This is a genomic window from Brevundimonas bullata, from assembly GCF_003350205.1.
GTDB lineage: Bacteria > Pseudomonadota > Alphaproteobacteria > Caulobacterales > Caulobacteraceae > Brevundimonas > Brevundimonas bullata.
This window is the reverse complement of record NZ_QLLC01000053.1, coordinates 1-13,568: the sequence shown is the minus strand read 5'-3', so window position 1 is coordinate 13,568 and position 13,568 is coordinate 1. Positions and strand designations below refer to the sequence as shown.

The 13,568-nt window shown below is 66.1% G+C and carries 5 protein-coding genes; all 5 read left to right on the top strand.

Annotated features, from left to right (window positions below):
- Positions 1–360 precede the first annotated feature (360 nt).
- Positions 361–1,026 (top strand): DUF1013 domain-containing protein, encoded by a 666-nt coding sequence (locus DXK21_RS15650; RefSeq protein WP_114818696.1) that lies wholly within the window; start codon positions 361–363, stop codon positions 1,024–1,026.
- A 308-nt stretch (positions 1,027–1,334) separates the two neighbouring features.
- Positions 1,335–3,734 carry a peroxidase family protein gene (locus DXK21_RS17080; protein ID WP_211306061.1) on the top strand — a complete coding sequence of 800 codons (2,400 nt, stop codon included), beginning with the start codon at positions 1,335–1,337 and terminating at the stop codon, positions 3,732–3,734.
- A gap of 14 nt (positions 3,735–3,748) precedes the next feature.
- A complete protein-coding gene (locus DXK21_RS16805; RefSeq protein ID WP_211306060.1) occupies positions 3,749–10,297 on the top strand; it encodes a peroxidase family protein in 6,549 nt (2,182 codons plus the stop codon).
- Between the two features lie 57 nt (positions 10,298–10,354).
- Positions 10,355–12,103 carry a type I secretion system permease/ATPase gene (locus DXK21_RS15625; protein WP_211306059.1) on the top strand — a complete coding sequence of 583 codons (1,749 nt, stop codon included), beginning with the start codon at positions 10,355–10,357 and terminating at the stop codon, positions 12,101–12,103.
- A 4-nt stretch (positions 12,104–12,107) separates the two neighbouring features.
- Positions 12,108–13,463 (top strand): HlyD family type I secretion periplasmic adaptor subunit, encoded by a 1,356-nt coding sequence (locus tag DXK21_RS15620; RefSeq protein ID WP_114818694.1) that lies wholly within the window; start codon positions 12,108–12,110, stop codon positions 13,461–13,463.
- The last annotated feature ends 105 nt before the right edge of the window (positions 13,464–13,568 follow it).

Genomic DNA, 13,568 nt, shown 5'->3' with positions numbered 1-13,568 from the left:
TGACGTAGGAGCCTGTGCAGCTCTGCGCGTAGCTACCGCGCGGGGCGCCCCGCGCCTGAGCCTGCGCCTCCGCCGAACCCGACGGCACAGTGACGGCGCCGCCAAAGGCCATGACTGCGCTGGCGGCGATAATCGCGAACTGTCTCATGGAGGTGTCCTTCCTGATCCTTTGGCGCACAACGCACCACAAGCCCGACTGTTCAACATTCTCGATGAACCTTTGCTGTACGTGCCATTCGGACAGCGTTTTCTTTTATCGCGAAAGCGCCTATACAGAAATCTCAGCGCCCGGCCGAAAGGTCGGGCGCCGTCGATTCAAACGCCCGATTTTCGGGCCGCAAACGCCGGGACGCACGCCCCATGACCGACATCCTGATGCCCAAGGCCACCGCGGTCTGGCTGGTGGACAACACCTCGCTCTCGTTCGAGCAGATCGCTGATTTCTGCGGCCTGCACCCGCTGGAAGTGCGCGGCATCGCCGATGGCGACGTGGCGCGCGACATCCGCGGCGTGGACCCGGTCACGGGCGGTCAGCTGACGCGCGAAGAACTGGAAAAGGCGCAGGACAACCCTGACTACCGCATGAAGGCCGTGGTCAGCCGCCACGCCGAGCTGCTGAAGCCGTCCAAGACCGCGCCCAAATATACGCCGGTTTCGCGTCGTCAGGACCGCCCCGACGCCATCGCCTGGTTCGTACGCAACCACCCGGAAGTGACCGACGCCCAGATCGCCAAGCTGCTGGGCACGACCAAGTCCACCATCGAAACCGTGCGCAACCGCACCCACTGGAACTCCGCCAACATCAAGCCGGTCGATCCCGTGACCCTGGGCCTGATCGGTCAGCTGCAACTGGACGAGATCGTCAAGAAGGCCGCCGACAAGAAGGCCAAGGACGACGCCAAGAACGGCGGCGCCGCCCTGCAGTCGATCCAGGCCGAGCCGGAAGAGCCCGAGTTCGTCCCGGAAGAGCGCGTGCGCCCCGGCGCCGAGCCGACCGCCGAATCGGTCTTCGGCAAGAACGACTGATCCTTCCGCACTGAAAATTGGAAACGGCCCCGAAGAGCGATCTTCGGGGCCGTTTTCGTTTCAGCCGGGGTCAACCTAGAGACGCCATGAGACTAATACAGAGGTCCTAGTCCGAACGGCCGGGTCTTGGCGCGCAACCGCGAAGGCCTAGTCCGCCTGGCCAAATCGACGCCCCTCGGCGATCGGCCGATAGTCGCTGGAACGGGAGGCCTGTCTCCGCCCCGGCGCATCGAACGACCAGATCGATCATGCGCGGAGCCCAGATCACCAACGGCCCTCCCCCAGGCATTTCCGCCCCGGAGGCTAAGATGGTCGCGCTTGTTCAACATGATCTGGAATTCATCCTGAAGCAGATCAAGATCGCCGAGGCGCACGCCAACGGCACGCCCCTGACGGAGATCCGTCTGGACGCCAATGGTCGGGTCATCACCGACCGGAGCTGGTACACCTCGGCCAGCTTCGACCCCACCCTGCCCCTGGCCATACCGGACGCCAAGACGCCGTTCGGCCTGCGCACGGTGGACGGCAGCTACAACAACCTGATCGAAGGCCGCGAACTCTGGGGCGCGTCCAACCAGCCCATGCCCAGGCTGCTGAACCCCAACTTCATCAACGAGGGCGACGACAGCATGGCGCTGGGCGGCGGCCAGACCGTCGGCAACAACGATTACGGCGTCGTCGGCGCGCCGACGCCAGGCCTCAACGGCGGGCACTCAGGCAATGTCGCGGACGCCGACCCACGCCTGATCTCGAACCTTGTCGCCGACATGAGCTTCAACAATCCGGCCGCCATCGTCGCCGCCCTGACCTTTGCCGGCTCGGCGGACGTCTATGGCGACCTGGCCGTGGTGCGCGCCGCCCACACCACCCTCATCAGCACGATTGTCGCCATCAACGCCGACGCCGGCCTCGACGAGGCCGCGAAACAGACGGCGCGCGACGCGGCCCAGGCCCAGTTCGATCTGGTGCTGGAGGCCAAGGGGCTGGAGGCTGAAAACGGCTCGCTGGTCATTCCCAATGTCGCTGCGGATGAAGGCCTGAGCGCGCCCTTCAACGGCTGGATGACCTTCTTCGGCCAGTTCTTCGATCATGGGCTGGACCTGATCACCAAGGGCGGCAACGGGACCATCTACATCCCCCTGGCGCCCGACGACCCGCTGCGTACCCACGGGGCCGACGGTATTCCCGGCACCGGCGACGAGGTTTCTGCGCAAAACGCCTTCATGGTGCTGACCCGCGCCACCCCGGTGGCCGGCCCCGGCGCCGACGGGATCATGGGCACCGCCGACGACACGGCCCAGGAGGCGGTCAATGTCACCACCCCCTTCGTGGACCAGAACCAGACCTATACCTCCCACCCCTCGCATCAGGTCTTCCTGCGTGAATATGCGACGGTGAACGGCCGAACCGTCGCCACCGGCCACCTGCTGGACGGCGCGAACGGCGGCCTGAGCACCTGGGCCGACGTCAAGGCCCAGGCGCGGACCATGCTGGGCATCGAACTGAGCGATCAGGACGTCTTCAACGTCCCCCTGCTGCGCACCGACCCCTATGGCCGCTTCATCCCCGACCCGACCACCGGCTACGCCCAGGTCATCGTCGGCATCGGCGCTGACGGCATTCCCAACACCAGCGACGACATCGTCATCTCGGGGACGGCCGCCAACCCCATCAACCTGATCGCCATGGCGACGACGCCTGTGACCATTAACGGCGTGGACTACTTCGGCCCGGTCCGCACCTCTCACGCCTTCCTCGACGACATCGCTCACAATGCGGTCCCCGGCTCGGTTTACGACGCCGACGGCGATCCTTCGACGCCCGGCGTCCTGGTCGTCCAAGCCGACGGCGACGACGTGGCCGGCAACACCATCGCCACCGACTTCCGCGGCCGCAAGGTCGCCTATGACGACGAGCTTCTGGACGCCCACTTCGTCACAGGCGACGGACGCGGCAATGAAAACATCGGCCTGACGGCCGTCCACCACGTCTTCCATTCAGAACACAACCGGCAGGTCGAAGCCCAGAAGCTGACCATCCTGCAGTCGGGGGACATGGCCTTCATCAATGAATGGCTGGCCACCGACATCCCCGGACTGCCCGGCAACTTCGCCTCCCTGTCCGCCCTGGATCAACTGGCCTTCGCCAACACGCTGAACTGGGACGGTGAACGGCTGTTCCAGGCGGCGCGCTTCGCCACCGAGATGCAGTACCAGCACCTGGTGTTCGAAGAATTCGCACGTCAGGTTCAGCCCCTGATCGATCCCTTCGTCTTCAACAGCACGACCGACATCAACCCCAGCATCTTCGCCGAGTTCGCCCATACCGTGTATCGTTTCGGGCACTCCATGCTGACCGAGAACATCAGCCTGGTGGATGCAAACACCGGCGCCCAGAGCGAGATCGGGCTGATCGAGGCCTTCCTCAACCCTGGAGCCATGAACGCCCTGGGTACGGCGGACGAGGCTACCGCCGCCATCATCGCCGGCATGACCCGCGTGCGCGGCAGCGAGATCGACGAGTTCGTCACCGGCGCCCTGCGCACAACCTGCTGGGCCTGCCGCTGGACCTGCCGGCGATCAATATCGCGCGGGGACGTGACGCCGGAATCCCATCGCTCAACGACGCCCGCGCCCAACTTTACGCCGCGACCGGCTCAACCTTCCTGGAGCCCTACAAGAACTGGGTCGACTTCGCCGCAAACCTGAAGAACCCCCTGTCGGTGGTGAACTTCATCGCCGCCTATGGCGTCCACGCCAGCATCACCGCCGCGACCACCTCGGCGGCCAAGCAGGCGGCGGCCTGGGATCTGGTGTTCGGCGTCGCAGGCGAATCCCTGTCCGACAGGGCCGCCCGGATCGCCTGGCTGAACGGTCCAGCCGCGACGACCGGCGTCAACGCCATCGACTTCTGGATCGGGGGTCTGGCCGAAAAGAAGATGCCGTTTGGCGGCATGCTGGGCTCGACCTTCAACGCCGTCTTCGAGGCTCAGCTGGAGAACCTGCAGGACGGCGACCGCTTCTACTACCTGACCCGCACCCAGGGGCTGAACTTCCTCAACCAGCTGGAAGAAAACGCCTTCGCCAAGCTGATCATGAACAACTCAGCCCTGGCCGACCCTGGACCGGACGGCATTCGCGGCACCGGCGACGACGTGATCGACCGCCACCTCGGGGTCAATGTCTTCGCCAACTACGACTTCTATCTGGAGGTCAACGCCGCGATGCAACTGGGGCTCGACCCGCTCGGCAACGATCCCGTGCTGGAGGGCATGGGACGCGGCAAGGTTCAGCGCGACGATCCCCTGACAGGCGCCGTGGAGGCCAATTTCCTGCGCTTCACCGGCGGAGAACACGCCTCGGTCGGCGGCACGAGCGGCAATGACACCATCATCACCGACTTCGGCGACGACTCCATCTGGGGCGGGGCCGGAAACGACCGCATCGAATCCGGCGCGGGCGTCGACCTGGTCAACGGCGGCGACGGCGACGACATCATCACCGACAGCGGCGACAGCGGCGACTTCCTCAAGGGCGAAGGCGGCGACGACGTCATCGCCAACTCCAACGGCCTCGACATCCTGATGGGCGGCTCGGGCAAGGACGTCTTCTTCGTCGGCGTCGACGACACCGAGGTGTTCGGAGGCCTGGGCGACGACTTCATCCTGGGCGGCGACGCCGTCGACTTCCTGATGGGCAACGAGGGCGACGACTGGATCGAGGGCGGCGGCGGCTTCGACACCACCGCCGGCGACAATTCCGAGCTGTTCTTCAACTCCACCATCATCGGTCACGACGTGATGTTCGCGGGCTCGGACGAGCATGATTTCGACGCCGAGTCCGGCGACGACATCATGGTCCAGGGCGAAAGCGTCATGCGCAACGAGGGTATGCTCGGCTTCGACTGGGCGATCCATAAAGGCAGCGCGATTGCCGCCGACTCGGATCTGACGAAACCGATCTTCACCACCGACCAGGCCGATATCCTGCGTGACCGTTTCGACGCCGTCGAAGCCCTGTCCGGCTGGAACAAGGATGACCGGCTCTGGGGCGACAACCGCGCTGCGCCGACGAACGCTGGAAATGTCCTCGCCGGCGCCGAGGGCGACATGACCGGCCACGAACTGGACCAGGCCGGCATCGACCGCATCGCCGGCCTCGACCAGATCATCACCCCCAATCTGATGACGATCCGCCCCTATTGGGCCGACAGCACTGGCGACGTGAAGTCGGTCTTCGTCGGCGGGAACATCCTGCTGGGCGGCGGCGGCAGCGACGTCATTGAAGGCCGCGGCGGCGACGACGTGATCGACGGCGACGCCTGGCTCAATGTGCGGATCTCGATCCGCGACACGGCCGGCGCCGAAATCGCCACGATCAACAGCCTCAAGGACAATGTGACGCTGGGCGGCGTGACCAAACCCCTTTCGGTCTGGATGCTCGATCGCGCCATTGCGCCCAGCCAGCTCCACATCGTGCGCGAGATCCAGCACGACGACAGCGGCGACGACGTCGCCGTCTATTGGGATGTCCGCGCCAACTACGACATCACCTCGAACCCTGACGGTTCCGTGACCATCTTCCACCGCGCGCAGACCGTCGGGGCGATTGATCCCGCCACAGGTCAGAACCGCGTGTCCGACGGGACCGACACCATCCGCAACATCGAGGTGCTGCGCTTCGCCGATGGCGACGTCAGCCTCTCGCCGCCGGAACTCTTCCTGCAACAGGTCATTCGGCAGTACGCGGACAACTTCAACACCGCGAACCTGGGCGCCTCGACGGGCAGCGCGCCCTGGAACCCTGACTGGGTTGAAGCCAATGACAGCGGCGGCGTCACCACCGGCCAGATCCGCATCGACGGCGGCAACAACAACGTCCTGCAGTTCACCCAAGGCGATGGCGCGCAGATCCAGCGCACCGTGGAACTGGGCGGCAAGCTGTCGGCCTCGGTGGCCTATTCCGTGGATGAGAACGGCCTCGACCCCGGCGAGACCGTGTCGGTCTTCTTCTCGCGGGACGGCACCGAAGCGGCGATGGTCCAGATCGACCAGATCACCGGCACGACCGGCAATGCGAACAGGAACATCGCGCTCGAAGGCCCCTTCACCCAGAACGCCTTCATCCGCTTCGTGACCTCCGGCATTTCGGCGGCCACCGAGACGGTCAACATCGACAATCTGACCATCACCTTCACGGAGTCGGCGAACCGAGACTATGAGACCACCTTCACCGAGAACGGCGCCGATCAAAGCATCGCCTCCGGTCCGCTGATCGTCGAGGACGAACAGATCGTCTCGGCGCGCGTGGTCCTGACCAACGCCCAGGCGGGCGACGCCTTCGACGTGCCGGTCAACCTGCCGGGAAACATCACCCGCACGATCGACACCTCTGTTCCGGGTCAGATCATCGTCACCCTGACCGGCAATGAACCCAGCATCGCCAACTGGCAGGCGGCGCTTCAGGCCGTCGAGTTCCGCAACACCTCGCAGAACCCCGGCACGGTCGACCGGATCATCGAGGTGAGCGTCAATGACGGCTTCCTCTCCAGCCAGATCGCCCGCACCACGGTCAACGTCGTGGCGGTCAACGACCAGCCGGCGGTCAACAATGACACGGTGATCACCAACGTCGCGACCGGGTCTTTCGCAATCCCTGAATGGGTGCTGCTGCGCAACGACGTCGACGTCGACGGCGACGCCATCGCCATGACCGGGCTGAGCAACACCAACGGCCTGACGGCCACCCGCGCCGGCGGCGTCGTGAGCGTGACCGACACGGGCGGGGCCGGCGGGTCCTTCGTCTATACGGGCAATGACGGCTCAGGCGCCGGAAACGCCACGGACACGGCGACGGTGACGCTTACCCGCGACGTGACCGGCGTCATCGGCGGCACCAATGCGGCCAACATCCTGATCGGCAATGACGCCGCCAGCACCTTTGACGCAGCGGAAGGCGACGACGTAATCCTCGCCGGCGGCGGCGACGACACCATTCTGTGGAATGCCGGCGACGGCCAGGACTTCGTCGATGGCGGCGCCGGCGCCGACACCTTCACGGTCACAGGCAACAATACGGCCGAGGCCTTCGTCGTCTATTCCCGCGTCGCGGCGCTGGCCGACGGCATCCTGGGCCTGCGTCCCGAGACCGAGATCGTCGTGACCCGGAATGGCGCGGTGATCGCCGAGCTCGACAATATCGAGGAAATCATCATCAACACCGGCCTGGGCAACGACACCGTCACCACTCGCGGCGACTTCAACCCGACCAGCCTCAGCTTCTCGACCATCACCATCAATGACGGCGGGGGCAGCGACACCCTCGACATCACGGGCATGGAGTCCGCGCACCGCGTCGTTCTCCGCTCCAACGGCGGCAACGACACCATTGTCGGCGCCCTGCGGCCCCAGGATGTGATCGAACTGGCCGAAGGCAAGGCGTTCAGAGACTACGTGAAGACCTACAATCCAGACGGCAGCGTCCGGCTGGCGAGCAGCGCCCACACCGTCACCTACTTCGGCACGCCGAGCCTGGCCGCCGAGGGTGTCGTCCTGCCGCCGTCCAACAGCGCCTTCGACCTGCCGATGGACGAGGAGGACTTCAGCGATCTGCTGCAGATGGTGCGAGACGGCCAGATCCGGGACTCTTCGGGCCTGGGCAATAATGTCGCCAATCCGTATCTGGCCAACGCCAGCCAGCCCTTCATACGCCTGACCGACCCCTATTATACGGACGGCGCTTCGGGCGTGCGCCAGACCACCCTGACACCGCGTCAGATCTCTGACCTGATCTCCAACCAGGACAATGACGGCGACGGCGTCGAGGAGAGCGCGCCCAACGCCTTCGGCGGCACCGCCCTGCTGACCGCCTTCGGCCAGTATTTCGATCACGGCCTGGACTTCATCAACAAGGGCGCGCCGGGCAATATGCCGATCGGGTCGCCCTCCTTCCCGATCTCGGCGCCGCGCGCCAATATCGTGCCCGGAACCGGCGTCGATCCCGACGGCGTGCCCAATACGGGCGACGAGATCCCGGCCCAGTACCTCAACGACACCTCGCCCTTCGTTGACCAGAACCAGGCCTACGGCTCTCATGAGGCGATCACCGACCTGCTGCGGCAATGGGTGGTCGGCCCGGACGGTCAACCGCTCCAGACCGCCTATCTGCTGAGGGGCGCGCCTGACGCCACGGGCCGCGCCAACCTGCCGACGCTGGACGACATCCGCGCCAACTACCGGATCATGACCGGCGGTCAGGAACTGACGGCTGAGGACATCAGCAACTACGACGGCACAGGCCAGCCGCTGCTGATCGACTTCGTGCCCGTTTACAAGACCGTGCCCGGCTCCGGTCCTGTGCTCGATCTGGACGCTATCGGCCACTACTACGTGGTGGGCGACGGTCGCGGCAACGAGAACGTCATGCTGCTCTCGGTCCATACGATCTGGGAGCGCAACCACAACCACTGGGTCGACCGGCTCAAGGAATCGACCAACGGCGCCTGGACCGAAGAACAGTATTTCGAAGCCGCGCGCATCATGAACGTGGCCGAGTATCAGCGGGTCGTCTTCACCGAGTTCGCCCAGGCCATGGCCGGCGGGTTGGACGACGACGATGAGCATGGCTTCGAGGGCTATGATCCGACGGTGGACGCCTCCATCTCGCTGGAGTTCGCCCAGGCGGCCTACCGCTTCGGCCACTCCATGCAGAACGAGACCGTCCGCTATGTGGACGCTGACGGAACGACCCAAGAAATCTCGCTGGTGCAGGCCTTCCTGAACCCCGCGACGTTCGCCGGCATCGGCCTGGACGCCCTGCTGCTCGGCGCCGCCGCGACCCCGCATGAGGCTATCGACGTCGATATCGTCAACGCCCTGCGCAACCAATTGGTCGGAAGGCCGCTGGATCTGGCCGCGCTCAACATCTTCCGCGGACGCGACGTCGGCATCCCGCCGTTCAACGCCGTTCGCGAACAACTCTACGCCAAGACCGGCGACGCCAGCCTGCGTCCCTATACGGGCTGGGCAGACTTCCAGGCGCGCAACGGCCTGTCCAACGAAGCCCTGCAACAGCTCAAGACGGCCTACCCGGACGGCTTCGCCAGCATGGACCTGTGGGTCGGCGGCCTGTCCGAGAAGCCCCGCCACGGCCAGCTCGGCTCCACCTTCGGCTACATCTTCCTGGACCAGCTGAACCGGCTGCAGCACGGCGACCGGCTCTATTATCTCGAGATCTTCGACGACTCCCTGTTCAACGACGGGCAGGCGCTGACCTTCTCCGAGATCATCATGCGCAACACCGGGCTGACCGACCTGCCCGAGCACATCTTCCAGCCGAACCCGCCGCCTACCGGCGATGATGATGAGGAGGAGGACGACAGCCCCCTTCCTCCCGGCGATGACGACGACGATACGGGCCAGCCTGGCGGCGACGATGATGATGATGATGATGATGACGATGATGACGGCGTCGACACCGGCCTTCCTCCTGTCGTCGTTCCCGTCACGCCGCCCGTGGACCAGGTTCTGAGCGGCGGTTCCGCCGACGACGCCCTGGTCGGGGGCGACGGCGACGATACGTTGAACGGCGGGTCGGGCGACGACACCCTGACCGGCGGCGACGGCGACGACTTCCTCTATGGCGGCTCCGGCGACGATGTCATGAAGGGCGGCGCGGGCGACGACCATCTGAGCGGCGGTTCCGGCGATGATCGCCTGGACGGCGGGGCCGGCGACGATGTCCTGACCGGCGGTTCTGGCGACGACGTCTTCGCCTTCGGCGACGGCGACCGGATCACCGACTTCAAGGTCGGGACGGACAAGATCGATCTCAGCGGCCTCGGCGTGACCGCGGCAAGCTTCGCCTCAATGGTCGCCATCGGCGCGGCAGGATCGGGCGCCAGCGTGACGATCGGCGGACGCACCCTGCTGCTGGACGGGGTCGCAAGCGGCAGCCTCACGCCGAGCGCCTTCATCCTCGACGGTTCGCCCGGCCTCGCTCCGGCGACGCAACACGAAGCCTCTCTGCCCACCGGAGAAATGGGGATGCAGGTCCCCCTGTCGAGCATGATCGATCCGGATATGGACGACTTCGTCATCCCGCACGGACGGCCGTTCGGGTCCAGGATTTCCGAAGCCTGGCCTGACTGGTCGCCAGGGGGCCTGAAGTTCAGAAGCCTGAACGAAGAACCCGGCCATCACATCTTCAAACTCTTCGACGCCGTCATGTTCGAGAGCGACCGGAACGATGACGACGGATACATTTTCGGGTGATCCCCGCCGGGCCGCGCTCCTCGGCGCGGCCGGCGCCTCCGGTAGGGAGACGTGACTGTGAAGATCGTACTGGGCGACATCCCCAAGCCGTTCGACAATGCGCTGACGGCGTGCCGAAGCTATTTCTGGCTGGCCGCCTTCTTCAGCGCCCTGGTCAACATCCTCTATCTGGCCCCGACCATCTACATGATGCAGGTCTATGATCGAGTGGTGCCTACCAGCGGAGTCCTGACCCTGCTCTGGTTGACGGTTCTGGTTTGCATAGCCCTGGCAACCCTGGCGGCGCTGGACGCCATGCGCAGCCGGATCATGACCCGGGCAGCGCTGCGGCTGGACAATCTGCTCGCCGGAGAAATCCTCGACCGCCTGATGATCCGCAAGCGGCTGACGCCGGGCGAGCCCTCGACCGCCCAGGCCATGCGGGACTTCGACGCCCTGCGCACCGCCCTGGCCGGGCCGGCGGCCATCGCCCTGATGGATGTGCCCTGGACGCCGATCTACCTGATAGTGGCCTTCATGATCCACCCGCTGCTGGGCGGACTGATCATCGTCGGCGGCTGCGTTCTGACGGGGCTGGCCCTGGCCAACGCCAGCAGCACCCGAAAAGGCGCCCGGGAAAGCCACCGCGCCGCCGCCAACGCCCACGCCGCCCATGACGCCGCCGTAGGCATGTCCGAAGTCGTCCGCGCCCTGGGCATGCGCCGGGCCATGGTCGCGCGTCAGCTGGAGACCCGGACCCAGGCGCTGGAGGGCGGGGTCGAGGCGCAACTGACCGGCAGCCGCTACACCGCCTTGGTGAAGTTCTCGCGCATGGCGCTGCAATCCCTGGCCCTGGGCGCGGCGGCCTGGCTCGCCGTCAGCGGTCAGATTTCAGTGGGCGCCATCATCGCCGGTTCGGTGCTGCTGAGCCGCGCCCTTCAGCCGATCGAACAGACAGTCGGCGTCTGGCCGACCATCGTCCAGGCCCGTCAGGCCCTGGGCGTGCTCAAGACCCTACTGACCAATACCGAGCCCCTGGTCCGCGACACCCTGATCCTGCCGCCGCCGGAAGGCTATGTCGAACTGGCAAACGTCAGCGTGCGCAACCCCGAGGGCACGGCATTTCTGCTGCATTCGGTGTCGCTCTGGCTGGTTCCCGGCGACATCCTCGGCGTGATCGGCCCGTCCGGCGCCGGCAAGTCCACCCTGTCGCGCGTGGTCGCGGGCGCCCTTGCGCCGGACGGCGGCCATATCCGCATCGACGAAGCCAGCTACGCCGACTGGGACCCCGAGGCCCTGGCCCGCCATATCGGCTATCTCCCTCAGGACAGCAGCCTGATGGCCGGAACCATCAGTGAGAACATCTCCCGGTTCGCCGGCGATCTCGACGGCGACCAGGAAGCGATCGACCGGAAGGTCGTGGCCGCGGCGGAGATGGCCGGCGCCCACCAGATGATCCTGCATCTGCCGGGCGGCTACAACGCCATGCTCGACGCCGGGGGCAAGGGGCTGTCGGGCGGCCAGGCCCAGCGTATCGCCCTGGCCCGCGCCCTGTACGGCGATCCCCGCATCCTCATTCTCGACGAACCCAGCGCCGCCCTCGACGCGGAGGGGGAGTTGGCGCTGCGCAACGCCATGGACGCCGCCAAGGCGCGCGGCGCGGCCATCCTCATCGTGGCGCATCGGTCGTCGGTGCTGCGTAACGTCGACCGGCTGGCCGTTCTCAACAGCGGTACGATCGAGCGTCAGGGACCCCAGGCCGACATCCGCGCCGCGCTGGCCGCGGTGGGCGCCGGCGACAATGTCGTCAACATGAAGCCGAGATAGAGCCATGCAGGACCTGCCCCGCCCAAAGTCTTCATCGACCGACATGAGCCGCGCCAGTCTGGCGGCCCCTCACCGCGAGGCCCGGCTCGGCTTCATCCTTTCCGGCGCCTTCTTTGTAGGCCTGCTGGGATGGGCGGCCTTCGTGCCGCTGGACGCCGGCGCCATGGCGGACGGAATTGTCGCCGTCTCGGGCAACCGACAGGTCGTCCAGCACAGGGACGGCGGCGTCATCACCGACCTCTATGTCACCGAAGGTCAGACCGTCCGGGCGGGCCAGCCCCTGCTGCGCGTGGCGACGCCGGAACTGGTGGCGTCAGAGCGCGCCATGACCAGCGAGTTGGTCTCGCTGCTGGCGAGGCGCGCCCGCCTGGCCGCCGAGCGCGACGGGCGGGGCGAACTGACCGAACCTGCCGAGTTCGCCAACCTGCCCGCCGCGGACGTCGCCCTGGCTCAAGAGGCCCTGGCCGGACAGCGGCAGTTGCTGAAGGCGCGGCGCGCCTCGATCCAGACCGAGCGGGCGGTGCTGTCGCAACGCGTGCGCCAGCAGAGCGAACAGATCGGCGGCCTGTCCCACCAGATGGGCTCCAACCGCGAGCAGTCCAGACTGCTGGGCGAGGAACTGGAGGGAATGAAGCGCCTACTTCCAGACGGCTTCGTCGCCGTGAACCGCATCCGGGCCATGGAGCGCAATGTCTCTGAGTTGGACGGCCAGTACGGCGCGCTTCGCGCCGACACCGCTCGCACCTCTGAAGCCATCGGCGAGACCCGCCTGCAGATGGTGTCGCTGGACCGGATACGGCTTGAGGAGATCACCACCGAACTGGGCGAACTTCAGCAACGTCTGGACGAGATCCAGCCCAAGCTGGACGCCATGCGCGAGCAGGTGGCGGGGTCCATCATCCGCGCCCCGACCGGGGGCAAGGTGGTGGGCCTGACGACCTTCACCATCGGCGGCGTGGTGGCGGCCGGGGCCACCATCATGGAGATCGTGCCCCAGGATCGGGCTTTGGTGGTCGAAGCCAAGGCCGCGCCGACCGACGCCGACGACCTTCGCGTCGGAATGAAGACCAAGGTCCGCTTCAGCGCGCTTCAGGAACGCAACCTGCCCATTCTGGAGGGAGCCGTCACCCGCGTCTCCGCCGACAGCTTCGAAGACGAACGCACAGGCGCGCGATATTTCGAGATCGAGATCGTGGTCCCGCCCGCCGAACTGGACAAGATCCGCCAGATTCGAGGCGACACGGGCCTGCGCGCCGGTCTGCCCGCCGAGGTCCTGGTGCCTCTGCGCTCGCGCAGCGCCCTGAGTTATCTTCTGGAACCCCTGACCCAGACCCTATGGCGGGCGGGGCGCGAGCATTGAGGCGACGACAGAGGTCAGTGCCTCTTAGCAACAACTAAATACAGCGAAAGTAGGCTCAGGACTCATAGCCAAAAGAGCACTGTAGCGGCGAGGGCTATGGCGGAG

Coding starts and splice junctions, on each gene's coding strand:
- DXK21_RS15650 (WP_114818696.1), top strand. CDS start 361: ATGACCGACATCCTGATGCCCAAGGCCACCGCGGTCTGGCTGGTGGAC.
- DXK21_RS17080 (WP_211306061.1), top strand. CDS start 1,335: ATGGTCGCGCTTGTTCAACATGATCTGGAATTCATCCTGAAGCAGATC.
- DXK21_RS15620 (WP_114818694.1), top strand. CDS start 12,108: ATGCAGGACCTGCCCCGCCCAAAGTCTTCATCGACCGACATGAGCCGC.